Raw genomic sequence first — 26,809 nt, 5'->3', positions numbered from 1 at the left:
AATCCGCTGTCGGGCGGGTAGTTAGAGATGCTCATGCCGAACGAAAGACCATTCTTGAAAGGAAGCAGACCGCGAGCAGAGCCGAATTTGATAAGCGTACATTAACGCACAGCTCGGCGGCCATGGGAAAGCGCTGATCGACTATCTGGCCAGGATCGCCCGCGTCCAAGTGTAACGAGCTACTTTGGCCGTTCGTTCTGCATTGCCCCAGCGATCTGCGAAAGCAAAGGCAAGCTCCCCAACTTTTCCATCGGCACGGAGAGCTTTGGTTTCCAATTGGGGTAACTGTCGCTAGTGCCCGGAATATTCGTTGGACGCTTCTCACCTGTCATGTCGGCCAGTCGAACCACAGCCAATATGGACGCGGTTTTGGCGATGAAGCCATGAGCGCTCACGACGAGGTCTTTCAGTTTTTCGTCGCTCGCAACGGACGAAGGCCAGCGATTCAGCGGATAGGCGCCTGCTTCCTTTAGCGCTACCTTTAAATCCTCTCGCTCATGGTGACGCTGTTCGATATGCACCTCTGTCAGATCAGGAGGAACGATTCCATGGTCCGACCTAGCTTTGATGTCAGCGCCACGCCACCATCCGGCCAAGGTCTGATGGTCGTGGGTCGAGACGCATGCAAGCGACAGCCGAGGATAATCCGCTGCAGGCTTGAAGCCATCTTCTTCGCGCTCATACGACAGGATGCGGTAAGACAGGATCCGGGCTGCAGCGAGATCGTCCTGCAGCCCTTCCGGCAACATTCCCAAATCCTCGCCAATCACCAAGCATTTGAATTCCGAGGAAGCATCGGCCAAAATCTGCAACAGCTGGCTCTGTGGGTAGTCGACATAGGCACCCTCATCGGGCGAACTATCGAGCGGCACGAGAAACAGCCGGCGCAGAGCGGCTGCATGATCAATCCTTATGGCGCCGGCGTAACGCATCGCAGCCGTGACCATCCTCCGAAATGGCGCGTCGCAGCCCGAAGCGATCGATGACGGATGGAAGGCTGCCAAATGCCAATCCTGCCCCTCGGGCGCGAACGGATCCGGTGGGCTGCCGATCGTCGCCTGCGAAATATAGGCACCCTGCTCGCTCCAGGTCGCTGAGCCATCGAGTGCTTCTCCGACAGCCAGGTCAAGATAAAGTCCTATTCGCAAACCGGCGTCACGCATCGCCTCTACGGCCCTTGCCAGCTGCTGATGGCAAAGCCACTGAAGCCAGATGTGAAACTCGATCAAGTCTGGCTGTTTGTTGGCGAACGCGACGACTTCGGCGCTGTCTGGCCGCTGATACTCGGCGGGCCAAGAGGCCCAACCAGCCCCGATACCCTGTTCTCCCATGAACGCGGACAGGGCTTCGAACAACGCGTGCCGTCGCAAGATTTCACCGCCGCCCTGGACGAAAGCATTGAACTCTTGCCGGTCCTTCGAGTGACGATCGGGAGAGGATCTCCGGCTCATCCAAAGATCACGCAAAACTCCGAGCTTGATGTGGGCAACATGGACGTAGTCGACAAGATCGGTCGACCGCAGCTCCTGCAGCCGTGCTTCGAGATGAGGGTTGCTTTCGAACCCTGTGACCTTATCGACTGCGATATACAGCGGATTAAGCATTTGGCGGTTTGACGGTTCATACGGACTACACCGATCGGGGTCGGCAAGAAAAGGGGCGTGAAGAGGATTGAGCCCGATGAAGTCGGCACCCAGCGACCCGCCCAGGCGGATCATCACGACGAGATCCTCAAAATCGCCAATGCCCCAGTTGCGCTCTGAGCGCAGCTCGTAGAGCTGCAGACTGATACCCCAGACGCGACTGGACTTGAGAAACTCTGGCAGGAAGGATTGCGGGATGATCCTGCTGGAAGACTTCTTATCCGCATCATTCCGTCTTCCGGGCTGACTATCGCTGTCAGCCGCCACGCCAAGTGCCGAAAGAATTTTCCGCTTTGTGGTGTCGGTAACGGCCACGTCCACCTCTTGCGGGCTTGGCCTTGTCAAGCTGATCCCATGCCTTTTGGCTAACTTGTCGAGATGCAAGGTCATCGCAGCGCCACTTTCCAAGAGGAAGCCATGCCAGGTCAGCTCCGAGGTTCGGTAAGGCTGACCATGACAGCCCAAGCCGATAACGTTTCGTGGCTGAATGATCCGAGGGAAAAAATTGGCTCCGCTGCTGGCGATGTCCGTAGCCGCACCGGGCCGTCTGAAAGGTTTGCAACTAAGCTTAGCGTTGCGCCATGTTTCGTTACCCAGTCGACAGTCGTTGCGCTGCCCTCCTGGCGAAACGACGCATTGCCATTGCCAATGTCTTTCAACAGCGGCACGATCCGTTGATGCCGCAGAGCAAGAAGAGAGCTGTAAAAGGCCAGCATCTCTGAAGCGTCCAGACCGGCGATCGCGGACCAGTTGAGCTTTGCCACTTCGAACGTCGACTCCGCTGTGGGATCAAGCAAATCGTCAGCGTCAAAGCCCGGAAGACGCGACAGCTCCTCACGGCGTCCCTTCCTCACTTTGTCGTTCAGATCTTCATCGAAGTCACAGAAATAGGGGAACGGCTCCCGTGCGCCCCACTCCTCACCCATGAAGAGCATCGGGATTTGCGGCGACAGCAGGTAGATAGCGGTCACTGCTTTAAGGGGCGCAAGCGGTCGGTAGGTGATCATGCGATCGCCCCGTGCCCTATTACCTATCTGATCATGATTTTGGATGAACGAGATGAAGGCGGTTGGTGGCAGATGATCGGTCGACTTGCCTCGGTTTCCGCCACGATAAGGCATATGTTCGCCTTGAAAAACAAAACCCTCCGCAAGTGCCCGGCCAACCTTGCCGGTGTCATCGGCGTAATCCTGGTAGTAGCCAAAGGTTTCACCGGTTGCAGCGATGTGAAGGACGTGGTGAACATCGTCGTTCCATTGTGCGGTGAAGTTGACAGCCTGCCCCTTTTGATCTCGCCTCAACAGATCGCTGTCATTGTCTTCGTTCTCCACGATTAGATGAACATGCCTCGCCCCGGCGGTATCGCGGACCCGGCGGGCAAGCTCTTGGAGACGATGTTCTTCACTATCGTCCTTGATGGCATGCACCGCGTCGAGGCGCAGCCCGTCCAATCTGTATTCCTCGACCCAATAGATTGCGTTCTGAATGATGAATTCACGGACGGCTCGAGAACCTTCGCCATCGTAGTTTATGCCATTGCCCCATGGTGTTTTGTGATTTTCGGTAAAGAGAGGCGCGTAAGTTGGAAGGTAATTTCCATCTGGGCCAAAGTGATTATAGACAACATCTAAAAAGATGCTGATGCCGCGCTCGTGCGCGGCGTCCACTAGCGCCATGAAGTCTTCGGGACGGCCGTAGCTGCTGTCCGATGCGTAGGGGAGGACGCCGTCATAGCCCCAGTTGTAGCGGCCGGGAAATTCGCTGACCGGCATAATTTGGATCGCGGTGATCCCGAGAACCGCCAGATGATCAAGCTTTGCGATTGCAGCGCGGAACGTTCCTTCCGATGTAAACGAGCCAATATGCAGCTCATAGATGACCATCGCTTCCCACGGACGACCGGACCACGCATTGGTCTTCCACTCGTATCGACACAAATCGATGACCTCGCTTGGACCATGCACATCGTGCGGCTGATGGCGCGATCCCGGGTCCGGCACCTCGGAGCCGTCAGGCATCACAAACTTGTAGCGGCTCCCAGGCCCGAGCCCATCCAGCCGGCATCGATGCCAGCCGTTATCGTTTGGCTCCATCGGCTCGGCCTTACGTCCTTCCACACGCACATGAACGCTGTCCTTAAGGGGAGCCCATAACCGGAACTCGACGCCGTGCTCATCGATCAGCGGGCCAAATGCATATTCGATCACGATACCATCCTGCTTTGAAAAAATGTCATCACCGGAGCAATCCCTGTCCACCATCGACCCAGATCGGGGAACCGGTAATGTGGCGAGATCTGTTGGAAGCCAGGAAGGCAATCACGTCAGCAACGTCTTCGCTGCGGCCTGGACAGCCCCCGGTGATCGGCACCTGGCCTTCGGGCCATACAACCGGTATCGCGGTCTCCTCTACTTTGCGCAGGCTGGTATTCGCGTCGATATTGGTTTCAATTTCACCAGGGCAGACGGCGTTGATGCGAATGCGATGGCGGGCGAGCTCCAGAGCGAGTTGCTGAACCATCGCGACCTGACCGGCTTTTGTCGCCGTGTAGGCCGTCGCACCCGGGGTCGTAAATGTGCGGGTTCCGTTGATCGAAGAGACAACGATGATGGAGCCGCCGCCCGCTTTCTTCAGCTCGGGCACGCTCGCGCGGATTGTCAGGAAGGTCCCCGTCAGGTTGACGGAGATCGTGTTATTCCACTCTGCAAGCTTCAGATCGTCGATGGGCGCCCAGACACCGTTGATGCCCGCGTTGGCGACAACAACGTCGAGGCGGCCAAACTGAGTGACGAGCTGGCTAACAGCCTCCGTCATCTGAAGTTCGTCGGAGATGTCGGCGAGAAGCTGAACAGCTTCACCTCCGGCGCCCTTTATATCGGCGACCGTGGCGGAGATCTCGTCTTCGGTATGACCAAGCGCCCCAATGGCAAATCCATCGCTGGCTAAGGCTAATGCCGCTGCCTTTCCGATTCCGGATCCGGCTCCAGTGACGAGGGCTACGGCTGACGTCATTGCAATCTCCAACATCTTTGCGCGAGTAGAAACTTCAAGAGCATGCCGAAGTTCCAGACCCTCGCTCATGGTCCGTTTGATGACGTTCGCCGGTAAGGCGCGCGTGAGCCGCCTAGCGCCGAGGCGCTAAGGTATTCGACAATAGCCCACCCCTGCTCAACGTCCTGTCATATGCCTCGATGTGAAGCGGAACAACTTGCGGTCCGTCAGGTTTACTGCGCGGCCATCTTTGCTGGCCTGGTCGGATGGCTAAACCCGCACCTGATCCTGCCCGCCTCATTTAATTCGCTGGAAACGTCATGATTATACCGACAGCCACCTATCGCATTCAGTTCCGCAACGGCATGACCTTCGACCGCGCGGCGGAACTGGTTCCCTATCTGAAACGCCTCGGCATCAGCCACCTCTATGCCTCGCCGGTCTTCACCGCGACGAGCGGCTCGACCCACGGCTACGACGTAACCGACGCCAACAAGATCGAGCCTTCGATCGGCGGGCGCGCAGGTTTCGAGCGGATGGTCCGGACGCTGAAGGCCGCCGGCCTTGGCCTTATCCTTGATATCGTGCCGAACCACATGGCAGCGTCGCTCGAAAACCCTTGGTGGCGCGATGTCGTCGAGAATGGCGAAAATAGCCGCTACGCCCGCCATTTCGATATCGACTGGTCGCGCAAGCTGACGCTCCCGTTTCTTGGCGACACGTTCGAGACGGTATTGGGGGCCGGCGAGATTTCGCTGAAGCCCGATCCGAAGACGGGCAGACCGGCGTTCGCTTATTACGAAACCTTCTACCCGCTCAATCCGCAGACCTATTCGGGCCGCGAAGCTGACGTCCTCAAACTTGTCGACAAGGCGGCGATTGCCAAACTGCACGAACTGCAGCACTACCGGCTGATGTCCTGGCGGGATGCGCCGCGAGACCTCTCCTATCGCCGCTTCTTCGAGATCACCGGCCTTGCTGGTATCCGCGTCGAAGATGGAGCGGTGTTCGACGACACGCACAAGCTCATCCTCGAACTCGTGCATTCCGGAGCGGTGGACGGCTTGCGCGTCGATCATGTCGACGGCCTTGCCGATCCGAAAGCCTATCTGGAGCAACTGCGCCGTGAGGCCGGACCGAACTGCTACATCACCGTGGAAAAGATCCTCGGAGAAGGAGAACATATCCCGGCCGACTGGCCGATTTCCGGCACCACCGGCTACGAATTCATTTCCGCCATCAGCGACGCATTGGTCGATGGTGAGAAACTGGATGAACTGCGCACCGCATACGATACGGTCGCCGGCCGGCCGATCGATATGGAAGCCGAATTGCGCGCGGCAAAATTGCTGATGGCGGACAAGAACTTCGCCGGCGAGGTTGCAACACTGCTGAAACTCGCGCGGCAAATCGTCCAGACGAAAGATCGCGATTCGGCGTTGCCGGAAGAAGCGCTGAAAGCGGCCCTGCGCGAATTGCTTATCGGCTTTCCGGTCTATCGGACATACGGCACCCGCCAAGGCCTGCCGCCGGAGGGCCGGCAGATGCTCGCCGTCGTTCTGGAAAAAGTCCGTCAAGGGCCGAATGCACCGGATGAACCGGCGCTCGCATTCTTCGAACGCATGCTGACCGGCGATGTGGAATCCTCCGTTGCCGCCACGGCGACCGTCTTTCGCACCCGTTTCCAGCAACTGACGGGCCCGTTGATGGCGAAATCGGTCGAGGACACCCTGTTCTTCCGCCAACACATGGCGCTTGCGCTGAACGAAGTCGGCGCCGAACCGCTGCCACGCGCCTTTTCGCTCGATCGCTTTCATCAGGAAATGCAAACCCGACTGAAGCGTCAGCCTGACGCGCTTTCCGGTACATCGACCCATGACACCAAGCGTGGAGAGGATGCCCGTGCACGCCTCTATGCCATAACCGAAGCTCCGGAAATCTGGAGCGACGCGGTCAGCCGGTGGCGGACTGTGAACAGAAGCGCGGCAACCACCCTGGATGACGGCCTGGCACCCGAGCCAGCGGTCGAGTGGATGCTCTACCAAGCCTTAGCGGGCGCTTGGCCCGTCGACCTTCATTCGGAAGACCGGGAAGGCCTGAAAGCACTTGAAGGGCGTTTTATCGCCTATGTCGAAAAGGCGCTGCGGGAAGCAAAGCTGCGCACCAACTGGGGCGATAGCAATGAAGCTTATGAACAGGCTGTGATCGCTTATGCCCGCCACCTGCTATCTCCTGACAATCAGGCGTTCCTTGCTGATTTTGCCGATACACTTCGTCCTTTCGCCCGGGCCGGCCTCGTCAACGGCATCACCCAGACGATTATCAAGTTCACTGGTCCTGGCGTGCCCGATATCTACCAGGGTAGTGAAGGCCTCGACTTCAGTCTCGTAGACCCTGACAATCGCCGGGAGCCGGATTTCGCCATGCTCCAGAAGCGCTTGGTGAAGACCGATAAATCCAGTTTCGACGACGATGCTTGGGCAAGCGGTCGACTGAAGCAGCATGTCATCGCCACGCTCCTTCGCCTGCGCCAAGAAATGCCCTCCTTATTTCGTAAAGGGAGCTATATCCCGCTCTCTGGAAGCGGGACGAAGGCGCACAGCGTCCTTGCCTATGCACGCGCGGAAGGGAACGACGCTATTCTCATCATATCACAGCGGCTTAGCTATGGAGCTCGAACACTTGGTATTTCGTCCTGGCAGGGACTTAGCGTCGCCATTCCTGACGTCCTCCATAACCGCCGTTTCGTCGATGTATTCACACATCGACAGGTCAAGCTGAGCGAAGTGCTTGAACTTCAAAACTTCGAAAGTGCATTCACTGTTTTGAGATCGGTTCAGTAAGATCCGATAGGGATTGTCCACTCGTGCCGCTGCTTCGCTTGCAGCTCGCTTCGGCCGTTCGATCGTCAAAAGCAGCAGATGGCGGGTATGCCGCGCCTCACAATGCGCTCCAGGCGCGAACCAATCCCCGGAACTTTACAGTGAAACGGCAGTTTTTGTCTTTTACAGCTAAGGAGATGTTCCATGCCCCAAGGTAACAAGTCCGGCTATACCGACAAGCAGAAGCGCAAGGCTGAGCACATCGAGGAAGGCTACGAAGACCGTGGCGTGTCCGAAAAGGAAGCCGAGCGCCGCGCGTGGGCCACCGTCAACAAGGAGAGCGGCGGTGGCAAGAAGGCTGGATCCGGCCGTGGCCATCCCGAAAACCATGCCTCCTCCGAAAAGGGCGGGCGCAAGGGTGGTGCCGCTGCTGCATCACGGACCAAGGAAGAGCGTTCCGCTTCGGCCAAGAAGGCCGCTGCCACGCGCAAGCGCAATGAGCACCAAGCCCATCATTGATTGGGAGACGGCGTCATCACCGACGGCGCCGCTTCACATGCGGAGGATCCGATGCCCAAAAAGAAAACCATGCAGAAATGGTCGCAGGACGTGACCGACAACAGCGATGCGATGGATCTCGAAGGCGGGGTCTTTAAGCAGCGCAGCGCCAAGAAGATCGCGGATTCGCTCAAACACTCAGCGGAAGAGAGCCCGCGACGCAAGGCCAGCCCTTTCCAGTCTGCGATGTCGATGCTCACCTTTTACATCAATCGCGCTGGCAAGCAGCTGTCCCGATCACGCCTGGCGACGCTCAATCGCGCCAAGGACGAGTTGCGCAAGGACTTTGGCAAGCAGCGAAAAATCTCAGGAGGCAAGTCATGATCGACGAAGAGGAAAAAAGACTGCGCGCCTACGAGATCTGGGAGAGCGAGGGGCGGCCGGAAGGCCGGGATCTTGCGCACTGGTATCAGGCGGCAGACGGCGAAGCCAGCGCTACCGGCGAAGGCGCTCGCTACACACCTTACTCTGCTGGCGCGGCGTCTGCCGGATCACTGGTGATCAAGTTCTATCATTCCGGCGATCAAGTTCGCGGATATGTCCGCAAGATCGCCGAGACCGGGCAAGACGATTCGATATTTCCTGGTGAGGAGATGGAGCCGGAGGCTGCTTTCAAACTGGCCCAATCCCACAATGGAGAAAGCGGCAAGCCGATCTTCGTGGAGCTGACCGAAGGCGTCGAATGGAATCCGTCATGGGGCGCGCTCGGGAGTGACGATCTCGAGACGGTTCCAGCCGAAACGGATGATTCTCGCGCTGCGGATAATCCGACCGCCGCCCGGCGTCGCACACGTCTGGCTCGAGAGGCCGAAAAGGGACTGCGCCGCGCAGTGGGCGAGACGCAGGCTGAGGATGATATGAGAAACCGCCGGTCCGAACGCCCAGGAGCCCAATCATGACAAAAAATGGCAAACCGTCCAAATCGCAGATTGAACAGGACGCCAGAGGGCAGTCCGAAAGCAACCATGCAGGTGGCACCAACAACGGTGTCAGCAGCGCCAAGCCGCGCGTGATCACCCATTCCGACGACGCGACGGTCAACAAGAAAACGCCGGGCAAGGACAAAGACACCAAGGACTGGGACATCAATTATGACGAGCGCGACATGAACGAGGGCGAGTTTCGAGGATAGAGCTGAGAAGCAAGCTGCGCCTTCCGGCGCAACGGAACTTGGTGCGACATCGAAAGTTTACTGTGACCGGGGGGCCTCAACCGAGATGGCTCGCCTCGGGGTATCTCTTGAGGCATCCATGACGTCGAAAACACGCTCTCCCAAAATCAAGCCCTATTCCGGACCTGCGGGCGGATGGGGTTCTGCAAAATCCGTCGCCGAGATCACTCTTAGAGAGCATGTCGCGCTGCGTGGGCCGAAGTTACTTTCCACGCAGAACAAGCCGGAAGGCTATATGTGCGTGAGTTGCGCCTGGGCGAAACCGGCGAAAACCCATCCGCTCGAATTCTGTGAGAACGGCGCAAAAGCTACGGCTTGGGAGATCACGTCAAAACGGGCCGACCGGGCATTTTTCGACAAATATCCTCTTCGCGAGCTCGAACTTTGGGACGATCACGACCTCGAGGAACAGGGTCGGTTGACACATCCGATGCAATGGGACGCAGCGACCGATAAATATGTTCCGGTGACCTGGGCCCAAGCGTTCGAAGCTATCGGTCGGGAACTGCGCACCATCGGCCCGCATCAGGTCGACTTTTACACGTCAGGCCGTGCATCCCTAGAAGCGAGCTATATGTACCAGTTGTTCGCGCGTATGTACGGCAGCAACAATATGCCCGACAGCTCCAACATGTGTCATGAAAGCTCCTCGGTCGCCCTTCCCGAAAGCATCGGGGCCTCTGTTGGAACAGCCGTCCTGTCGGACTTCCAGAATACTGATTGTATCTTCTACATCGCGCAGAATGTCGGAACCTCGTCGCCGCGCCTTCTCCACGATCTGCAGGATGCCGTCGATCGCGGCGTCAAAATCGTTACCTTTAATCTGCTGCGGGAACGCGGCCTCGAACGGTTCGTTAATCCGCAGTCACCTGCACAGATGCTCACCGGCAAGGAAACCAAAATTTCCTCCGAATATTACCAGGTGAAAAGCGGCGGCGATATCGCCGCGCTGTTCGGCGTCTGCAAGGCGCTGATTGAAGCCGACGATGCGCTGAAAGACTCCCATCAAAGTCGAGTTGCAGGCGAGGACGAGAAACCGAAGGATCCGGACAACGCGGCAATGGTTGCCTTTGCAGCCTCAATTGCCGCCGCCGACAAGAAGCATGTTCTCGACCATGACTTTATCGAGGAGCACACCACCGGCTTCGAGGAATTCGCCAATGCCGCGCGCGGCCATCGGTGGGAGGAACTGGAGCGAGTTTCAGGCCTCAGCCGGGATCAGATGACGCAGGCCGCGGCGACCTACGCCAAATCCGACGCGGTGATGATGGTGTACGGCATGGGCCTTACACAACAGCTCATGGGCGTCCAGAACGTTCATATGGTCTGCAATCTGGCACTGTTGCGCGGCAATATCGGCAAACCGGGCGCCAACATCTGCGCCGTCCGCGGCCACTCCAACGTTCAGGGACAGCGGACAGTCGGCATCACCGAGAAACCAGGACTGGCGCCGCTGGACAAGCTCTCTGAACTCTACGGCTTCGAACCGCCGCGGTGGACGGGCCGCTCGACGGTGGAGACCTGTGAGGCGATCATGAGCGGCCAATCACGTGCCTTCATCAGTCTCGGCGGCAACTTCCTGAGAGCCGTCCCCGACACGACTGCCATGGAAGAAGGGTGGCGTAGGCTGCGGCTTAGCGTGCAGATCGCCACCAAGCTCAATCGCAGTCATGTCGTCCATGGCGAGATTGCCTATCTGCTGCCGTGTCTCGGTCGCATCGAACTGGACGAGCAGGCGACCGGTCCGCAGGCCGTATCGATGGAGAGTTCCATCGCCCATTTCCACGGCTCGCGCGGCAAGACGAAACCAGCAAGCCCGGAGCTTCTTTCGGAGCCGGCAATCGTCGCCGGCATAGCCAAGGCGACACTCGGCGAAACTAAGGTTCCCTGGGACAGCTGGGTCGGAGACTATGCTGAGATCCGTGATGCGATCGAGCAAACCTACCCGGAGACGTTCAAGGATTTCAACAAAAGGCTGTTTACGCCGGGCGGGTTTGTGAGGCCGCTGCCGGCGCGCGAACGTAAGTGGGTGACGAAAAGCGGCAAGGCAAATTTCCTGACGCCGGAAAAACTGTTTCCGAAATTTTCGACGGCGCAGAGCACCGACGTCCTCCATCTCGCGACCCTGCGATCTAACGACCAGTTCAACACGACGATCTACGGGTATAGCGACCGCTTTCGCGGTGTCGAAGGCACTCGCAAGGTGGTCTTCATGAACCCGGAGGATATCCTCCGGTTGGGTTTCAAGGACGGCGACAGTGTCGATCTGACCACTGCGATCGATGCAAACAACGTTCGGACGGTGACAGCGTTGAGGATCGTTGCCTACGATATTCCCAGGGGATGTTGCGGCGCGTATTATCCGGAGACGAACCCGCTCTTTCCGCTGGCTCACCACGATCCGAAGTCAAAAACGCCCTCCTACAAGCTCCTTCCGGTGCGTCTCAGCCGATCCTCGGAAGTACCACATGATCGAGGGGGCCGCCGGGTGAGCACATGATGTTCGGAGACATCAACGACGCAAAGTGGTCGTTCCTGGCGACCTTTCTGCTGGTGGTCGCGGGAGCCGCGTTTCTCGGCTGGGCCCAGCAGCCGCGGGAACTCAGGACCGATCCACCCCTCGTCGCCGATCTCGATCGATTCCGGCTGATGTCCAATAGCATCGGCGGTTCGCCGCCCGAGAGTTATTTTGCCGAGGGGAAACCCTACGAAAGCGATGCTTATAATCTCAGCCAGGGTCAGCGCCTGTATACCTGGTTTGGGTGCCAATCGTGTCACGGCGACGGGCGCGGAAACGTAGGTCCTTCCTTCCTCGACGGTTGGTGGCTGTATGGTCCGGAGATGGTGTCGATTGTCGCGTCGATCCGCGACGGTCGGCCGCACGGCATGCCGGCCTTTCGTGACCGGATGACGATCGAGCAAATCTGGCAGTTGGCCGGCTATGTCCAGACCATCGGCGCCTATTCGACCAAAGTGGCGGCGACGGGTCGCAGGGACGACCGCCACACGCGGCCGGCCGAGAACCGGGCTCCGGCGAAGATCCTGTTCAACGAAGGACCGGTTGGCGCCCATCCAGACCAGGGACCCTCCCCTTGAGAACCGCCCGGATCCTTCAGCTGTCGATCATTGCTGCTGTCGCTGGCTGCAGCGGCAACCAGTCGGCTCTGGATCCTCAGGGCGCTCCCGCGATCCATGTCGAGCATCTGATCATCGGCATAACCGTCATCTGCGCAGCCGTCTGGCTCCTGGTCATGATCGTGCTCGGCTGGGCACTGCTGCGGAAACGGCCCAGCGACAGCAGCCAGCCCGGCGAGCGGTCTTTAACGATAAGCGTTGGCAGTGCCGTTGCCGCGACGGTTATCATTATCACAGGTCTGACGATCGCAAGCTTTTACACCACACGCGGCATCGGCTTGCCGGAAAACGCCGCACTAACGATCACCGTCAGAGGGCAGCAATGGTGGTGGCAGGTCAACTACGCCGACCCTGATCCGGCGCTCAGTTTCCAGACGGCCAACGAGATCCATATCCCGGTCGGACAGGATGTTCGGGTCCAGCTCGAAAGTGCCGATGTCGTGCACTCGTTTTGGGTGCCAAGCCTTGCCGGCAAACAGGATCTCGTGCCGGGGCGCAGCAACAGTCTTCTCCTGCGTGCGGAACGGCCCGGCATCTATCGCGGTCAATGCGCCGAATTTTGCGGACTTCAACACACCCATATGGCGATGATGGTCGTCGCCGATAAACCGGCGGACTATGAGCGCTGGATCGCCGCACAACGCCAGAACGGCGTGATGCCAACCGACCCGGACGCCGTCGCCGGAAAGGTTGCCTTCCTGTCAAAGCCGTGTGCTGCCTGCCACACGGTTCGCGGCACGCCGGCCACCGGCACCACCGGCCCTGATCTCACCCATATCGGTAGCCGAAAGACAATCGCGGCCGGGCTTCTCGAAACCACACGCGGGTCGCTTGCGGCGTGGATTGCCGATCCGCAGACCCTCAAGCCCGGCAACAACATGCCCATGGTTCCCCTAACCAGCGTCGAGCTGCGGGATATCTCCGCCTATATGGAGAGCCTTAAATGACCATCAGGGAGGACGGCCAGAATCTGCGTGATACCGGATTGGGTGAGATCGAGCTTGACCACCGTCTTTCAGCGACCTGGTCGACACCCAGTGGATTGTGGGGCGCCCTTTCGAGCGTCGACCATAAAATCATCGGCCGCCGCTACATCGTGACGGCCTTCGTGTTCCTGGCGCTCGGTGGGCTCCTGGCGATGGCGATGCGGCTGCAACTCTCCCAGCCGGAAGCCCGGTTCATTGGTCCCGATCGTTACAACCAGATTTTCACCATGCACGGCACGAACATGATGTTTCTGTTTGCCGTGCCAGTCATGGAGGCGATGGCGGTCTATCTCGTGCCGCTGATGGTTGGCACGCGCAACATCGCCTTTCCGCGCCTCAACGCCTTCTCCTACTGGATGTATCTCGCCGGCGGGCTGCTGCTGTGGATCGCCTTTGCGGTCGATACCGGCCCTGACATCGGCTGGTTTGCCTACGTTCCGCTGTCGGGACCGCAATATGCTGCCGGAAAGCGCGCCGACATCTGGGCGCAGATGATCACGTTTACTGAAGTCTCGGCACTGGCCGTCGCCGTCGAGATCGTCGTTACCGTGTTCAAACAACGCGCGCCTGGCATGTCGCTCGACCGAATCCCTTTGTTCGTATGGTCGATGCTGGTCACATCGTTTCTGATCATCTTGGCGATGCCGGCCATCATGATCGCCAGCTCGACGCTGATCCTTGACCGGCTTGTCGGGACGCACTTCTTCAATCCGGCCGAGGGCGGCGACGTATTGCTGTGGCAGCACCTGTTCTGGTTCTTCGGCCACCCGGAGGTCTACATCATCTTCCTGCCGGCCGTCGGCATGGTCTCGACGATCGTCGCGACCTTCACAAGACGCCCCGTGTTCGGCTACCTCGCCATGGTGATGGCCCTGGTTGCGACCGGGGTTTTGGCCTTCGGGCTCTGGGTGCATCATATGTTCGTAGCCGGGCTGCCGCGTCTCGGCGAAAGCTTTTTTACGGCGTCGAGCATGGCGATCGCCATTCCTGCTGGTCTGCAGATCTTCTGTTGGCTGGCAACGATGTGGGCCGGCAGACCGGTGTTTAGGACCCCGTTCCTGTTCGTCATCGGCTTCATGGTGATATTCGTCATCGGCGGGATGACCGGGGTCATGGTGGCCTCCGTGCCCTTCGATACACAGGTTCACGACACCTATTTCGTGGTTGCTCACTTCCATTACGTTCTGGTGGGCGGCGCGGTCTTTCCGCTGCTCGGGGCAATCTATTACTGGTTCCCCAAGATCACCGGCCGAATGATGAGCGAGACGCTCGGCCGCTGGGTATTCGGGCTGATCTTTACCGGCTTCAACCTGACCTTCTTTCCCATGCATATTCTCGGGCTCCAGGGCATGCCGCGCCGCATCTACACCTATCAGCCGGAAATGCCATGGTCCGGCTTGAACATGTTTGTCAGTCTGAGTGCCGTGATCCTTGCGGCGGGTTTCCTGCTGTTCTTTATCGACGCCATCCGCAGCTCCGCAACGGGTGCGACTGCGCCGGCTAATCCTTGGGGGGCGTCGACACTCGAATGGGCGACGTCGTCACCACCGCCGCCCTATAATTTCGCGCGATTACCAGTCGTCGGCAGCCTGGAACCTTTGTCCAATAATCCCGAAACACTTCCCGTTGCTTCGGGCCTGTCGGTCGACCGCCGCGAGCTGATCGTCAGCAGCGTCGTCGAAGCGCTTCCGGAGGCGCGCGAGTCGTCACCTGACAATTCGATCTGGCCGCTCTGGTCGGCACTCGCAACCACGGTGCTGTTGATCTGGTCGATCTTCACGCCCTGGGCAGTCGTCTGGGGATCGATCCCTGTGTCGATTGCCCTGATCGGATGGTTCTGGCCGAAAGGTACTCCGGAGGACGACGCATGAAACAATCCATCGTCCTCGATCTGTCAAAACTTCCCGCGCATGGGCTTGGCGCCGCAAGCCTGACGTGGTGGGGAACGCTCGCCTTCATGCTGATCGAGGGCACAGGCTTTGCACTTTCGATCGTTGTCTACCTCTACCTTATGAGCCTCGCACCGCAATGGCCGTTGAACGCACCGCCACCCGATCTGCTGCCCGGAACGGCGTTGACGGCGTTGCTCGTTGCCAGCTTCTTGCCCAACATCTTGGTTGCCCGCTGGGCGGGGCAGCAGAATTTAGAGAAGGTCCGTGTCGGACTGATCATCATGTCGCTGCTGGGGGTGGCGCCGCTCATCGTTCGTATCTTCGAATTTCCGGCGATGCACATCTCGTGGGACCAGAATGCCTACGGTTCAATCGTGTGGGTGATGCTTGGCCTGCACACAACCCATATCATCACCGACCTGATCGATACGGTGGTGCTGACCTGCCTGATGTTTTCCAGGCATGGCGACAATCCGCGCCGCTACGGCGATGTCAGCGACAATGCGATGTATTGGAACTTCGTGGTGGCGACCTGGTTGCCGATGTACATTTGCCTCTACTGGGTACCGCGGCTATGACCAGAGCCTGGATGCGATATGGCGGACTTGCTGTCCCACCACTGGCCTGGGCCGTGGGGACGCAGCTTGGGCAAATCATCCCCTACTTCGATTGCCGGCGACAGATGGTTTGGACACCCGCCCTTTGCTCGGCCCTCTTATTGATGTCGATTGCAGGAGCAGCTGCCTCTCGTCTTGCGCCAAGACCCGTCGGCCGGACTGAGCGGTTTGTCATCGATACGGGGTTTCTGATCGCCTCCTCGTTTGTCTTTGCGCTGGTATTGCAGGGGGCGGCCTCGATGCTGCTGGATCCATGTCAGCGCTGATCTGCACCCTGATATTTCTAACGATAGCCGTACCGGCAATGGCGCATGGTGACGATGATCACGCAGCAACCTTGAGCTGGACGTTCGATCCGTGGATCGTGCTACCGATCGCCTTGATCAGTCTTCTCTATTTCGCAGGGCGCATTAGGCTTTCGCGCCGGGTACATCGCTCCGGTCCACTGCGCTGGCAAGACCTGTTCTTCTGCGGCGGGATGCTCACTTTGGCTGGGGCTCTCATCTCGCCGCTCCATTGGCTCGGAGAGCACCTTTTTACCTTTCATATGATCGAACACGAGATCGTCATGGCCGTCTCGGCGCCGTTGATCGTGCTTGCGCGCCCGGTCGGTCTCCTTCTGTGGGGTCTGCCAAAACGGGTGCGTCGTGGCTTAGGCGCTGCCATGCGAACTCCGCTCATCGGGCGGTCATGGGACTGGAGCACGGGAGGGACAAGCGCCACCGTCATCCATGGTGTCGCCATCTGGGGCTGGCACCTGCCCTTCCTGTTCGACGCAGCCGTGACCAACACCGCCATGCATCGCCTCCAGCACCTCAGCTTTTTTGCAACGGCAATCCTGTTCTGGTGGGCGGTCGTTTGGAAAAGCGATTACGGCGCCGCTGCCTGGCACCTCTTCCTGACGATGTTACACACGAGCATCCTCGGCGCTTTGATGGCGCTGGCGCCGCGCGTTCTCTATATCGCTCAAACGCAAACCGCGTCTGCCTGGGGGCTGACACCCCTGGAGGATCAGCAACTGGCCGGTATGATCATGTGGGTGCCGGCCGGCACCATCTATGCAGCCGTGGCGATGACGATGCTGGCGCTCTGGATCCGCGGTTCCAGCGAGAGAGGAGCGCGAAATGCATGATGTCGCCGGCTTGGCCCCTCGCCGCCTAGTCTGGGTTGCCGCCGCCATTGCTGCTGGGCTGAGCGCCTTTGTCGTTACCAATACAATACGCGACAGTCAGACGAGGACGGCCGCAGCTGTGGCGCTGACCGGTGGCGATCCTGCGCGCGCTCCCGCACTCTTTCGTCGCTATGGCTGTTCGGGTTGCCACACCATTCCGGGCATACCGGGGGCGGACGGCCAAACCGGCGCGCCACTCACCGGATTATCCAAGCGCGTCTTTATCGCCGGCGTGCTGGAAAACCGCTCCGACAACCTTGTTGCATGGATCGTTTCGCCGCAGAGCTTTTCGCCACAGACCGCGATGCCGAACACCGGCATCTCAGAGCAGGAAGCCAAGGACCTTGCCGCCTACCTCTACGCACATTGAGGTTAGGGATGGGGCGTCGGCACGGCCGGGAGGGCCTTGATGTAGCGCGCAATCGCATCACGATCGCTGTCGGGCAGCATGGCCGTGTTGGTCACGACGTCGGCCATCGACGATCCGACACGGCCATGGTCAGGCGTGTCGCCAGTTTTGAGCATCGTTGCAATGTCGTGCTCGCTCCACTTGCCCAGGTCCTGCTGCGTAATATTCGGCACGAACCCGGTCCCTTGCGGATCGACGCCCCCGGCAAACCGGGTGTTGGGCTTGATGGCGCCGAAGACGTTCCGACTGGAGTGGCATTCAGCGCAGTGGGAGACGCTCTCGACAAGATAAGCGCCGCGATCATGGATCGGCTCGCCACTCAGCCGGGCCTCCGATTGACCCTCTCGAAAAAATAGCAGCTTCCAGAATCCGACGAACCGGCGAATGCGAAATAGGATCGAAGGGTGATGCGGCGGTGCCCGTCCCGAGATTTTGGGAAGCGTCATGAGATACGCGTAGAGATCCCGGATGTCGCCGGCCGTCATTCCAGTGAAGCTCGTATAGGGAAAAGCGGGATAGTAATGCTCATGCTCAGGCGACACACCGCCGACGAGCGCGTTCGCCAGATCGACGGCCGTCCATCTGCCGATGCCGTCCACCGGATCCGGAGAAATATTGGGCGGGCGAAACGTCCCGAACGGTGAGGCCAGCGCTAAACCCCCACCCAGCTTCAGGCGATCGGACTGCCCCGGCGTTGCATGACAGGATGCGCAGTCGCCGGCCGCGAATATAAGTTGGCCACGTAGGACGTCCCCTTTGCCTTCGAACCGTTTGTCACCATCTGAAAACGGGGGTCTGGCGGCAGTTACAAACCAACCAGCCAAAGCTGCCGCACCAGCGCAGACAACGATTATACAAACAGATTTCCACAGTACCCATGCGCTGTTTCGGGCCATAGACACGGGACCTGCCTCACTCGCCCTCGCCGGGATATTGAGAGGCCGTAAGCAGCTCGGCCAGGTGAGCTGTGTTGCGCGCCAGCATAGCGATCATCGTCTGGACTTCCTCCGGCGTCTCTTTGAGATCGACGAAATTGGTCGAGCCCATCGCTTCGCCGACCCAGTAGGCAACCGCGTTGGCGGGAATGGTAAAACCTACATCGTTCAATGCCTGATACACTTCCGCAGAAACATGGTGAGCGCCGTCCTCGTTGCCCACTACCGCAACGGCTGCAACCTTGCCGTAGGACACCATACGGCCTTTATCGTCGGTCTCCTCCAGGAAAGCATCCATCCGCTCCAGCGCTCGTTTGCAGACACTAGATGGCTGACCAAGCCAAATTGGCGTACCGATCAAAAGGATATCGGCTGCGAGTACTTTTTCCCGAATTTTGGGCCAGGCATCGCCCTCGCCCTCATCCGATGTCACGCCCGGTTTGATATCGTGATCGGCCAAGTGAACAATCTCTGTTTGAACACCATGCGTTTCGAGCTCTCTAGAAATCAGGTCCAAGAGCTTCCCCGTCGAGGACGCCTCGGACGAGGTGGAGGCTTTAAGGGTGCTGTTGAAGGCAAGTGCTTTTAGCGGCATGACAATATCCTTTCTATGAGACATATCGGGTTCAGGCGATGTACTTGAGCGCTCCCGCAGTCGATGTTTTTGGGTAAAGTCTTGCAAGGAGGTTTCTCAAGTGGTGACCGCCGACAGGAATTCCTCAGTCTTCATCAAGTCGCGTTGAACCGAAAACCGGTCGCCAAGCAGGTCGACCGCAGCATCGTGGGTCTCGTCGGCGCCACTGCAGACGGCATCACTCAACACAATTGCGCGGAAGCCGAGGTCGATTGCACCGAGCACGGTCGACAGCACGCAGACATCGGTTTCACCGCCTGTAACGACGACGGTTGCGACGCCCTCCTGCCTAAGGTGCGCGTTCAGCCTGCCGTCCACCCACGGTGAGTAAGTCATCTTGTCGAAGATGCGGGCGGGTGGCACCAGCGCCTGCAAAACCGGCGAAAGACCAAGCATTCGCTGCGGCAGATGATCGCCGGTCATCATCCACCATTTCTGGTAGTAATCCTTCCAGGTGCCGACGCAATCGTCAGAGTGTTTTGGCGGCATGAAGCGGGTGAAAATCGTCCACTCGGCATGGCGCCCTGAGACCTCAAGAAGCTGAGGAAGCACCCTGGACTTCCACGGCACGTACCAAGGTGTGTCTTCCGCAAACATTCGTTGGGCATCGACACAGATGTGTCTCCAGTTGCCAAGTTCCTTCATGTCGATCTCCGACCGATCCCGGGTCCTCTGATGTCAAACTGCCGCTGCGGGTTATTCTGGGACATTTGCCTTCAATTCCTTGAGCCAAACCCTCGCATTCCCATCCGACGGCGCCCGCCAGTCGCCGCGTGGCGACAGAGAACCGCCCGAGGTGACCTTTGGTCCATTCGGGGATGCGGAGCGCTTGAACTGGCTGGTCGTAAAGAAGCGGAACAGAAAGACTTCCAACCACGACTTGATCGTCGGCAGATCGAAGTCACGCTTCTTGGCTTCCGGGAAATGCGCCGGCCATTCGCCGGTCTCGCGATCACGCCAGGCGTTGTAGGCAAGGTAGGCGACCTTCGACGGCTTCAGGCCAAACCGGGTGATGTAATAGAGGAAGAAATCGTGCAGATCGTATGGGCCGATCCTGTCCTCCGTGCTTTGGATCAGACCCTGGTCATCGGCGGGGACGAGCTCAGGCGAAATCACGGTGTCGAGAATGCTGCCGAGCGTCTTGCCCGTCTCCTGATCGAAGAGTTCTGACTTAATGACCCAGCGAACGAGATGCTGGATCAAGGTCTTCGAGACAGATGCGTTGACGTTGTAATGGCTCATCTGATCGCCGACGCCGTAGGTCGACCAACCTAGGGCGATCTCCGACAGATCACCTGTCCCGAGCACCAAAGCCCCGCGCTGGTTGGCGGCCCGAAACAGAAAGTCGGTGCGAAGCCCCGCCTGAACGTTCTCGAAGGTGACATCGTAGACTGGTTCTCCGTCCGCAAAGGGATGCTTGAGATCCGTCAACAGCTGGGTCGCGAGCGGTTTGATGTCGATTTCTTCCGCTGTGATGCCAAGACTGCGCATCAACGCCCAGGCGTTGGTTTTGGTCGCATCGCCCGTTGCAAAACCGGGCATAGTGAATCCCAGGATATCAGAGCGCGGCCAATCCAGCCGGTCGAATACTCGCGCTGCAACGAGAAGGGCGTGGGTCGAGTCCAGTCCGCCCGACACACCGATGCACAGCCGCTTGATGCCGGTGGTCTTCAGCCGTTTCATCAGACCCTGGACCTGAATATTGAATGTCTCGTAGCAGTCCTGATCGAGACGCCCGGGATCGGCCGGGACGAAGGGATAACGGGCGATCGGGCGAAAAAGCTCAATTCGACCCGACGGCATCTGGAACTCGAACGCGATGCGACGAAAGGCTTTCGCATCCGCGTTCAGCGTCGCGGCATCGTTGAAGGTGCCCGTGCGCATCCGTTCCAGCCGGAGCCGTTCGAGATCGATGTCGGCGATGCACATTTGCGAGCCGTCGGGGAAGCGCTCAGTCTCGGCCAGCAGATCGCCGAGCTCGTAAATGCATGCCTGCCCGTCCCAGGCAAGATCGGTGGTCGACTCGCCGGGGCCGGCGGCGGAATAAAGGTACGCGGACCAGGTTCGGGCGGATTGGGCCGAGCAGAGGAGCTTACGGACATCCGCCTTTCCGACCGTTATATTGCTCGCCGACAGATTGGCCAGAATGAGAGCACCTGCCAGGGCGCCGAAGTCGCTCGGTGGCGCCGGCGCCCAGAGATCCTCGCAAATTTCGACATGGAAGATGAAGTCGGCGACGTTCTTCGCCGCAAAGAGTAGGTCTCTGCCGAAAGGCACGACCTGACCCGCGACCGATATCTCGGCGTCCTGCACGGTGCGGCCAGATGCAAACCAGCGCTTTTCGTAGAACTCGCGGTAATTGGGCAGATGCGTTTTGGGCACAACGCCGAGGACCCGTCCTGCGTGGATAACGACCGCGCAATTGAAGAGCCGACTTTCGTGCCGCAGTGGCGCGCCGACCAGCAGGACCGGGCTGAGGTCTTTGCTGGCCGATACGATGGTATCGATGGCTGTTTCGACGGCGTCCAGCAAGACATCCTGGCCGAGCAGATCGTCGACGGCATAGCCCGAGATGCTCAGTTCCGGAAACACCATGAGGGCGACACGCTGATCGTGGCCCTCACGAGCGAGTTTGAGGATTGCCGCAGCGTTGAACTCGGGATCGGCGACCTCGCACTCCGGCGTGCAGGTGGCGCAGCGAACGAAACCGTGGCTGTATGGCGAGTAAAACTCCATGCGCTATCCTTCGAGCAGCATCATAATGCGATTGTCGAGGCGAAACTTCTGAAGCTACCAACAGTTCCCGGAGCCCTTACGTTGCCGCGAAGTTAAGCTGCTAATGCCAAAGGGAACTCATGCCGACTTCACGCGATATCAGTGCTTTTGCTACCGCGCTTACTTCTCACCTGAGCCAGGCTCGGCCATCTTCGCATGCTGGTGGGCAAGGACGCTCGCGGGCGTGACATTGGCGACGGCTGCCTGAAGCTTATTCTTCCAGCCACTGACAACATCGCCCTCGCCGTCCATCATGGCGTCGAAGCCAATCCGGGCAACTTCTGCAGGGTCGTCCTTCTCGGACTGACCGATCGACGTATCCATCAGGTCGGCGCGCTTGAAGAATTCGGTCTCCGTGGCCCCCGGCATCAGGCAACTGACGGTAATGCCGCTGTCCTTTAACTCCTCGCGAAGGGCAAACGAGAAGCTGTTGATGAACGCCTTCGTGCCGTTATAGACCGCCTGGTAGGAGCCTGGCATAAAGCCGGCGATCGATCCCGTCAGCAGAATGCGTCCTTCTCTGCGGCTGCGCATGAGATTGCCGACCTGTTGCACGAGGTAGATCGTGCCGACGATGTTCGTGTCTACCACCTTTCGGGCCGCGGTAAAGTCCTGGTCGAGAAACCCCTTGCCTAGACCACGGCCGGCATTGGCCATCAGCAAGTCGACCGAGCGTCCCGACGCCTCGATCGCTTCCAGCAGCCGGTCGACGCCGTCTTCAGTCGAGAGATCAGCTTCAATCGCCTCGACCGATATGCCGCTCTTCCTCAGGGTCTCGGCCACTTCATTGATGCGCGGCTCATCGGCGGCGATGATCAGATCATACCCTTCTTCTGCGGCGCATTTGGCAAGTTCATAGCCAATGCCGGTGGAGGCGCCGGTAACGACGGCAAAACCTTTCACAGTTTCGATCGCCATTTTCTTTCTCCTCAGGGCTTGAGAACGACCTTGATGCAGCCGTCCTTCTTGTCTCGAAATGTCTTACAGAGGTCCGGCCCCTCTTCGAGGGTGGCGCGGTGGGTGATAATGAAGGACGGATCGATCTCGCCCTTCTGGATCCGCTCCATCAGATATTGCTGTACCGTGGTTGGGGAAAGCGCTTCGCACTAAGTCACTCTCTGGTAGAACGCGTTGAGCGTAGCGACCTCAACGCCGAGCTTGGTGAGGGAAGCGTGAGCCGACATGCTGCGCTCGTCATGAAGGAAAAACCAGTCGTTGAAGCCGAACTTGGTCTTCGAACCATTGGCCGACGGAACTTCGCGCTGATATTGCCACCGAAACGCGTTGCCGGCCCTCGTACTTGCCTTCGTCGCGTTTGATGATCGTCCATGTGAGCACGTCCGAATGACCATCGTCAAATGTGTACATTTCTTTGAGCGACAGCACGTTGGCCGAAGGATCCCACACGCCCTGTGCGTCGATGGAGAACCGGTTTTGCAGACCGCCCATCCGACGAAGGGTCGTTCCCCAGCCCTTGAGGTCCCCGGAGAAAAACTCTTCCAGAACGAAGGTCGGCGTCTTGTCCGCAAAATCCTCGATGTTCACATTCTTCTCCAGATTAAAAGGCGCAATTGCTGATCGGAGATCTGATTATTGTTTTGCGATCAGCATCATAACATGGCCAAGGTGAGTCTCGAGGCTGGGAAGCGTTTCCTTGGCGAAACCCACCAAAGACTGATCGTCGCCGGAGCCCGCATATGTCCGGAACAGGCCGACGGCTTCCATATGCGCCTGCGCCTGCATGTCGAGATACAGCGTGTCGAAGTCCTTGCCCTTGGCGCTTTGAAGCTGATCGAGCATCTTCTGGTGCTTGGGCGCGAGCTTGACGGGCTCGGCAGGCGCGCCGCCCTTGGCTTCGAGCGTCGCCTTGAGCTTTCCGCCAGCCTTCTTGTGGTCGGCGATGATCATGTCGGCCGCCATCTTGATACCTTCCTGGTCGGCATTCCGCTTAGCTAGTTCGCTGGAACGGATCTCGAATTCGTTCGAACTCGTGACCATCTTGACAAAGGTCGGCGTGTCTACTGCCATCATCGGGGCGGCGTCGCCGGCGGGCTTCGGTTTCATCTCTTGGGCCGCGATTGGCTGGACGGTCAAAGCCACGGCAAAAGCAGCGAGATGCAAGGTTGGGAAATTCATTTGGGCGCTCCTTGGCGGCTGGTCATTTGCTGCGGCTGGTCACTTGCTTTTGGCGAAGGCCTTGACGAGATCGGCGTTGGCGGCGTCGACGGTAGCTTTTGCTTTATCCACCACCTTCGCCATGCCGAAGAATTCGTGGGTGACGCCTTCGACGTTGATGAGGTTGACGGATACACCCGCCGCTTTCATCTTCTCGGCATAAGCCTGCCCCTCGGAACGCAGGGGATCGATCTGGGCCGTGACGACGGTTGCCCCCGGCAATTCCTTCAGGTCGGTGCGAGCGACGAGATTGATGCGAGGATCCGCCGCCTGGTCCTTGGATTTGAAAACATTTGCGACAAACCATTCCATGTCAGCCTTGCCAAGCGGAGCGGCGTTGGCATTCTCCTGGTAGGACGGCGTGTTCATGTCGTTGCCGGCAATCGGATAGACCAAAAGCTGATACACCGGCATGGTCGTCTACTTTTCCTTGGCAATCAGAGCGACGTTGGCTGCGAGATTGGCGCCGGCACTTTCGCCTGCTACCGCGATACGACTGGCATCGCCGTTCAGCGTATGAATATTCTCGACCGTCCAGGTGTAAGCAGCCCAGGCGTCCTCATGCTGTGCCGGGAATTTGCTTTCCGGCGCATGGTGATAATCCGCCGACACGACGATCGCCTTGGCCCCGAGTGCTAAAGCCCGCGGCGTCGCGTCATAGGTATTGATATCGGCGACCACCCAGCCACCGCCGTGGAAATAGAGAACGACCGGGAAAGGGCCTTTGCCCTCCGGGATATACACGCGGGCGGGAATCGCGCCCGCCGCGTTCGGAATGGCGATATCTTTCGTTGCAACTTTGGTTTCGGGGTAAGGAGAGATTTTCTTGTCGCGCTGGACGGTGCGCGCCGCGTCTGCGGCACTCGCTTGCGTCCGAGCTTCAGCGACGCTCAACGTATGCAGGGGCTTGGCATCCAACGCCTTGAGCGCGTCGAGCACAGCCTGCATCTGTGGATCGGGCTGGGCCTGCTGCGCTTGGGCCACCGCCGCGGAGGAGAGGAGGACAATAGCAAGGCCGACGGCGCGGAGTTTTTTCGGTGAAACGAGCATGGTATTCCCTATCAAAAAAGCTAAAGAGTTGGCGAGCAGCCGATTACTGCTTCGGCGGCTCGATCTTCTGCTGGTAAAGGCCGATCAGTTCACCCTTGGCCAGGACGTGCCCGGAAGCGGCTGCCAGAAATGCGTCGCGGTCAGAGGTCGCCGGAATATCCAGCATGGAATCAAGCGCCAGGACCTGAAAATGATAGTGGTGGGCGGGGTCCCCGACCGGCGGCTTTGGCCCGAAATAACCATGCGTTCCCGAACTGTTGCGACCCTGCAGAACGCCTTCCGGCTCGACGAGACGCAGCTGCTCCTGCAAACCTGCCGGCAGAGTGGTGAGAGTGGCGGAAATATTCCAGGCGACCCAATGCACGAACGGCTTGATCGGCTTAGAGTCCGGATCTTCCATGACGATTGCATAAGAGACAGCACCCGGGACTGCATCCCAACGAAGCGCTGGCGACACGCCATCGGCATATTCGCTGTGCTTCATTGGAATAGCCTCGTTCGCAGCGATATCGGACGACGAAACTTTGAGGGCGCTCTTCGCCTCGGTCTCGGGCCGATCCTTGGCAAGCGGCACGCCAACTCCCTTCGCGGCCTGCGCTTCCATCACATCTGCGGGCGCGGCCTTCTGCTCCGAAACCTTTTGCGCATCGCCTGTGTAGGCAATGCGATAGATCACGCCATTCGCATCATCCGCCATCAGCAACGATCCGTCCTTTGCTATCGCCAAACCAACCGGGCGGGCAAAATGCGTTTTGCCGCCGTCTGTAAGGAAACCGGTGAGAAACGGCTCAATGGTTTTTGGCTGACCATTTTCGAAATGGATTCGGACGATCTCATAGCCGGATGCGGGATTGCGGTTCCATGAACCGCGCATCGTGGCGAATGCATCTCCGTCATATTCCGCCGGAAATGACGTGCCGCTATAGAACTTCATCTGCATCGGCGCCGCATGCGCAGTATAACCCAAAACCATTGGCACGCTCTGGGCGCGCCACTGCTCCTTGGTCAGTCCACCGACAGGCGTCGATTGCGGGTAAATGTCACCCTTGCCGTAGACATGGGGCCAGCCGTACTGCTTGCCCTGTTCGAGCTTGTTGAGCTCTTCGGGCTGAACCTCGTCGCCGAGCAGGTCGATACCGTGGTCGAGGCCCCAGAGTTCGCCGTTCTGCCGATTCCAATCGAATCCGATCGTGTTGCGCAGCCCGGACGAGAAGATCGTCCGGCTTTTGCCGTCGGGTGTCACCCGCAGCATCGTGGCGTTCTCGGCATTGCTCTCGTTACACGCATTGCAGGTCGAGCCGACGCTGATATAGAGCATGCCGTCCGGGCCGAACGCCATGACCCGGTTCGGATGCTGGCCGGAGTCCGGGAGATCGCCGATGATCATCTCCAGCGGGCCGAGCGTGCCGTCCTGTTTGATATCGGTGACGAAAACCTCCTTGACGGTGACGAGGTAAAACTTGTCGCCCTTGATCGCCATGCCATGCGCCTGGGCACGCGCCACGACCTGTACCGGTGGCCTGTCCGCTTTGCCGTCGCCGTCTTCGTCCTTCAAGAGCAAGACGTCGCCTTCCTCTCGGCGGCTGACATAGACGAAGCCCTGATCCGAAACGGCGATGATCCGGCTATTGCCGAGTCCCTGCGCGAACGGCGTAACCGTAAACCCTTCCGGAACCTTCAGTTGCCCGATGCGGTCGCTGGTCGGTTGCACCTTGTTTGGTTTAAAAACATTCGTGATGATCTGGACATCCGTTCCGTCGCCCTGCTGCGCGTGGGTTGGATTAGAAATCGAAATCGTCGCCACAAGCGCTACAGTACCGATAAGTCCAGTCTTCATGATAATTT

The 26,809-nt window shown here is 58.9% G+C and carries 23 protein-coding genes and 2 pseudogenes; 12 read left to right on the top strand and 13 right to left on the bottom strand.

Annotated elements, in window-relative coordinates; all coding sequences use genetic code 11:
- Window positions 1–179: 179 nt before the first annotated feature.
- Genes malQ through ASC86_RS12035 form a run of 3 tightly spaced genes read right to left on the bottom strand, consistent with a single transcriptional unit; the run spans window position 180 to window position 4,661 of the window.
- Complete coding sequence (gene malQ / locus ASC86_RS12045; protein WP_056321036.1) at window positions 180–2,033, bottom strand: 4-alpha-glucanotransferase; 1,854 nt, start codon at window positions 2,031–2,033, stop codon at window positions 180–182.
- 35 nt (window positions 2,034–2,068) lie between these two features.
- Entirely contained in the window at window positions 2,069–3,850 is a 1,782-nt protein-coding gene (gene treZ / locus ASC86_RS12040; RefSeq protein ID WP_056321083.1) for a malto-oligosyltrehalose trehalohydrolase, read from the bottom strand.
- A 28-nt stretch (window positions 3,851–3,878) separates the two neighbouring features.
- Window positions 3,879–4,661 (bottom strand): SDR family NAD(P)-dependent oxidoreductase, encoded by a 783-nt coding sequence (locus tag ASC86_RS12035; protein WP_162245001.1) that lies wholly within the window; start codon window positions 4,659–4,661, stop codon window positions 3,879–3,881.
- 293 nt (window positions 4,662–4,954) lie between these two features.
- Here ASC86_RS12035 and treY point away from each other — a divergent pair, with 293 nt between their 5' ends.
- From treY to ASC86_RS11970, 12 genes are all read left to right on the top strand, one after another.
- Window positions 4,955–7,477, top strand: coding sequence for a malto-oligosyltrehalose synthase (gene treY / locus ASC86_RS12030; protein ID WP_056321031.1), 2,523 nt, complete (start codon window positions 4,955–4,957; stop codon window positions 7,475–7,477).
- 183 nt (window positions 7,478–7,660) lie between these two features.
- Window positions 7,661–7,975, top strand: a complete 315-nt coding sequence (locus ASC86_RS12025; protein WP_056321026.1) for a hypothetical protein — start codon at window positions 7,661–7,663, stop codon at window positions 7,973–7,975.
- Between the two features lie 51 nt (window positions 7,976–8,026).
- A complete protein-coding gene (locus ASC86_RS12020; protein ID WP_056321081.1) occupies window positions 8,027–8,338 on the top strand; it encodes a DUF3175 domain-containing protein in 312 nt (103 codons plus the stop codon).
- On the top strand, window positions 8,335–8,913 hold the full coding sequence (locus tag ASC86_RS27035) for a DUF2934 domain-containing protein (protein ID WP_082510128.1): 579 nt from the start codon (window positions 8,335–8,337) through the stop codon (window positions 8,911–8,913). The genes ASC86_RS12020 and ASC86_RS27035 overlap by 4 nt, the downstream gene beginning before the upstream one ends.
- On the top strand, window positions 8,910–9,146 hold the full coding sequence (locus ASC86_RS12010) for a hypothetical protein (protein WP_056321023.1): 237 nt from the start codon (window positions 8,910–8,912) through the stop codon (window positions 9,144–9,146). Before ASC86_RS27035 ends, ASC86_RS12010 begins: the two co-directional genes overlap by 4 nt.
- A gap of 118 nt (window positions 9,147–9,264) precedes the next feature.
- A complete protein-coding gene (locus tag ASC86_RS12005) occupies window positions 9,265–11,685 on the top strand; it encodes an FdhF/YdeP family oxidoreductase (RefSeq protein WP_056321020.1) in 2,421 nt (806 codons plus the stop codon).
- Window positions 11,682–12,281 carry a cytochrome c gene (locus ASC86_RS12000; RefSeq protein ID WP_244477603.1) on the top strand — a complete coding sequence of 200 codons (600 nt, stop codon included), beginning with the start codon at window positions 11,682–11,684 and terminating at the stop codon, window positions 12,279–12,281. Before ASC86_RS12005 ends, ASC86_RS12000 begins: the two co-directional genes overlap by 4 nt.
- Window positions 12,278–13,267: a cytochrome c oxidase subunit II gene (coxB, locus tag ASC86_RS11995; RefSeq protein WP_056321017.1), complete on the top strand. Its 990-nt coding sequence runs from the start codon at window positions 12,278–12,280 to the stop codon at window positions 13,265–13,267. The genes ASC86_RS12000 and coxB overlap by 4 nt, the downstream gene beginning before the upstream one ends.
- Window positions 13,264–15,177, top strand: a complete 1,914-nt coding sequence (gene ctaD, locus ASC86_RS11990) for a cytochrome c oxidase subunit I (protein WP_082510126.1) — start codon at window positions 13,264–13,266, stop codon at window positions 15,175–15,177. The genes coxB and ctaD overlap by 4 nt, the downstream gene beginning before the upstream one ends.
- Window positions 15,174–15,776 carry a cytochrome c oxidase subunit 3 gene (locus ASC86_RS11985; protein ID WP_056321014.1) on the top strand — a complete coding sequence of 201 codons (603 nt, stop codon included), beginning with the start codon at window positions 15,174–15,176 and terminating at the stop codon, window positions 15,774–15,776. The genes ctaD and ASC86_RS11985 overlap by 4 nt, the downstream gene beginning before the upstream one ends.
- 292 nt (window positions 15,777–16,068) lie before the next feature.
- On the top strand, window positions 16,069–16,947 hold the full coding sequence (locus tag ASC86_RS11975; protein ID WP_056321008.1) for a cytochrome c oxidase assembly protein: 879 nt from the start codon (window positions 16,069–16,071) through the stop codon (window positions 16,945–16,947).
- Entirely contained in the window at window positions 16,940–17,356 is a 417-nt protein-coding gene (locus ASC86_RS11970; RefSeq protein ID WP_056321005.1) for a c-type cytochrome, read from the top strand. Before ASC86_RS11975 ends, ASC86_RS11970 begins: the two co-directional genes overlap by 8 nt.
- A 2-nt stretch (window positions 17,357–17,358) precedes the next feature.
- Here ASC86_RS11970 and ASC86_RS11965 read toward each other — a convergent pair whose 3' ends face one another.
- From ASC86_RS11965 to ASC86_RS11925, 10 genes and pseudogenes are all read right to left on the bottom strand, one after another.
- A complete protein-coding gene (locus ASC86_RS11965) occupies window positions 17,359–18,291 on the bottom strand; it encodes a cytochrome c (protein WP_056321002.1) in 933 nt (310 codons plus the stop codon).
- Between the two features lie 16 nt (window positions 18,292–18,307).
- Window positions 18,308–18,925: a flavodoxin family protein gene (locus ASC86_RS11960; RefSeq protein ID WP_056321000.1), complete on the bottom strand. Its 618-nt coding sequence runs from the start codon at window positions 18,923–18,925 to the stop codon at window positions 18,308–18,310.
- A 96-nt stretch (window positions 18,926–19,021) separates the two neighbouring features.
- Complete coding sequence (locus ASC86_RS11955; protein ID WP_056320995.1) at window positions 19,022–19,609, bottom strand: cysteine hydrolase; 588 nt, start codon at window positions 19,607–19,609, stop codon at window positions 19,022–19,024.
- A 51-nt stretch (window positions 19,610–19,660) separates the two neighbouring features.
- Entirely contained in the window at window positions 19,661–21,700 is a 2,040-nt protein-coding gene (locus ASC86_RS11950; protein WP_056320992.1) for an NAD(+) synthase, read from the bottom strand.
- A gap of 159 nt (window positions 21,701–21,859) precedes the next feature.
- A complete protein-coding gene (locus ASC86_RS11945) occupies window positions 21,860–22,657 on the bottom strand; it encodes an SDR family NAD(P)-dependent oxidoreductase (RefSeq protein ID WP_056320989.1) in 798 nt (265 codons plus the stop codon).
- 11 nt (window positions 22,658–22,668) lie between these two features.
- Window positions 22,669–22,836: pseudogene (locus ASC86_RS25210) on the bottom strand (glutathione-dependent formaldehyde dehydrogenase); the annotation flags it as partial.
- A 97-nt stretch (window positions 22,837–22,933) separates the two neighbouring features.
- Window positions 22,934–23,284, bottom strand: coding sequence for a DUF3833 family protein (locus ASC86_RS11940; RefSeq protein WP_056320986.1), 351 nt, complete (start codon window positions 23,282–23,284; stop codon window positions 22,934–22,936).
- Window positions 23,285–23,329: 45 nt separating this feature from the next.
- Window positions 23,330–23,860 (bottom strand): DUF4142 domain-containing protein, encoded by a 531-nt coding sequence (locus ASC86_RS11935; RefSeq protein ID WP_162245000.1) that lies wholly within the window; start codon window positions 23,858–23,860, stop codon window positions 23,330–23,332.
- A gap of 54 nt (window positions 23,861–23,914) precedes the next feature.
- Window positions 23,915–24,862 (bottom strand): annotated as a pseudogene (locus ASC86_RS26635) (alpha/beta hydrolase).
- A gap of 145 nt (window positions 24,863–25,007) precedes the next feature.
- Window positions 25,008–26,801 (bottom strand): YbhB/YbcL family Raf kinase inhibitor-like protein, encoded by a 1,794-nt coding sequence (locus ASC86_RS11925; protein ID WP_082510120.1) that lies wholly within the window; start codon window positions 26,799–26,801, stop codon window positions 25,008–25,010.
- Between the last annotated feature and the right edge of the window lie 8 nt (window positions 26,802–26,809).

Origin of the sequence: Rhizobium sp. Root1212 (genome assembly GCF_001424985.1) — a bacterium.
GTDB lineage: Bacteria > Pseudomonadota > Alphaproteobacteria > Rhizobiales > Rhizobiaceae > Pararhizobium.
The sequence above is the reverse complement of the archived record's forward strand: the minus strand, read 5'-3'. Positions and strand labels throughout refer to the sequence as shown.

Excerpts from the sequence above, each read along its gene's own strand:
- ASC86_RS11975 (WP_056321008.1), top strand. The coding sequence starts at position 16,069 with ATGTCAGCGCTGATCTGCACCCTGATATTTCTAACGATAGCCGTACCG.
- ASC86_RS12025 (WP_056321026.1), top strand. The coding sequence starts at position 7,661 with ATGCCCCAAGGTAACAAGTCCGGCTATACCGACAAGCAGAAGCGCAAG.
- ASC86_RS11945 (WP_056320989.1), bottom strand. The coding sequence starts at position 22,657 with ATGGCGATCGAAACTGTGAAAGGTTTTGCCGTCGTTACCGGCGCCTCC.
- ASC86_RS12005 (WP_056321020.1), top strand. The coding sequence starts at position 9,265 with ATGACGTCGAAAACACGCTCTCCCAAAATCAAGCCCTATTCCGGACCT.
- ASC86_RS11965 (WP_056321002.1), bottom strand. The coding sequence starts at position 18,291 with ATGGCCCGAAACAGCGCATGGGTACTGTGGAAATCTGTTTGTATAATC.
- ASC86_RS12000 (WP_244477603.1), top strand. The coding sequence starts at position 11,682 with ATGATGTTCGGAGACATCAACGACGCAAAGTGGTCGTTCCTGGCGACC.
- ctaD (WP_082510126.1), top strand. The coding sequence starts at position 13,264 with ATGACCATCAGGGAGGACGGCCAGAATCTGCGTGATACCGGATTGGGT.
- malQ (WP_056321036.1), bottom strand. The coding sequence starts at position 2,033 with ATGACCTTGCATCTCGACAAGTTAGCCAAAAGGCATGGGATCAGCTTG.
- treY (WP_056321031.1), top strand. The coding sequence starts at position 4,955 with ATGATTATACCGACAGCCACCTATCGCATTCAGTTCCGCAACGGCATG.
- ASC86_RS11950 (WP_056320992.1), bottom strand. The coding sequence starts at position 21,700 with ATGGAGTTTTACTCGCCATACAGCCACGGTTTCGTTCGCTGCGCCACC.
- ASC86_RS11960 (WP_056321000.1), bottom strand. The coding sequence starts at position 18,925 with ATGCCGCTAAAAGCACTTGCCTTCAACAGCACCCTTAAAGCCTCCACC.
- ASC86_RS11970 (WP_056321005.1), top strand. The coding sequence starts at position 16,940 with ATGCATGATGTCGCCGGCTTGGCCCCTCGCCGCCTAGTCTGGGTTGCC.
- ASC86_RS11985 (WP_056321014.1), top strand. The coding sequence starts at position 15,174 with ATGAAACAATCCATCGTCCTCGATCTGTCAAAACTTCCCGCGCATGGG.
- ASC86_RS11925 (WP_082510120.1), bottom strand. The coding sequence starts at position 26,801 with ATGAAGACTGGACTTATCGGTACTGTAGCGCTTGTGGCGACGATTTCG.
- ASC86_RS12020 (WP_056321081.1), top strand. The coding sequence starts at position 8,027 with ATGCCCAAAAAGAAAACCATGCAGAAATGGTCGCAGGACGTGACCGAC.
- ASC86_RS11955 (WP_056320995.1), bottom strand. The coding sequence starts at position 19,609 with ATGAAGGAACTTGGCAACTGGAGACACATCTGTGTCGATGCCCAACGA.
- ASC86_RS27035 (WP_082510128.1), top strand. The coding sequence starts at position 8,335 with ATGATCGACGAAGAGGAAAAAAGACTGCGCGCCTACGAGATCTGGGAG.
- ASC86_RS12010 (WP_056321023.1), top strand. The coding sequence starts at position 8,910 with ATGACAAAAAATGGCAAACCGTCCAAATCGCAGATTGAACAGGACGCC.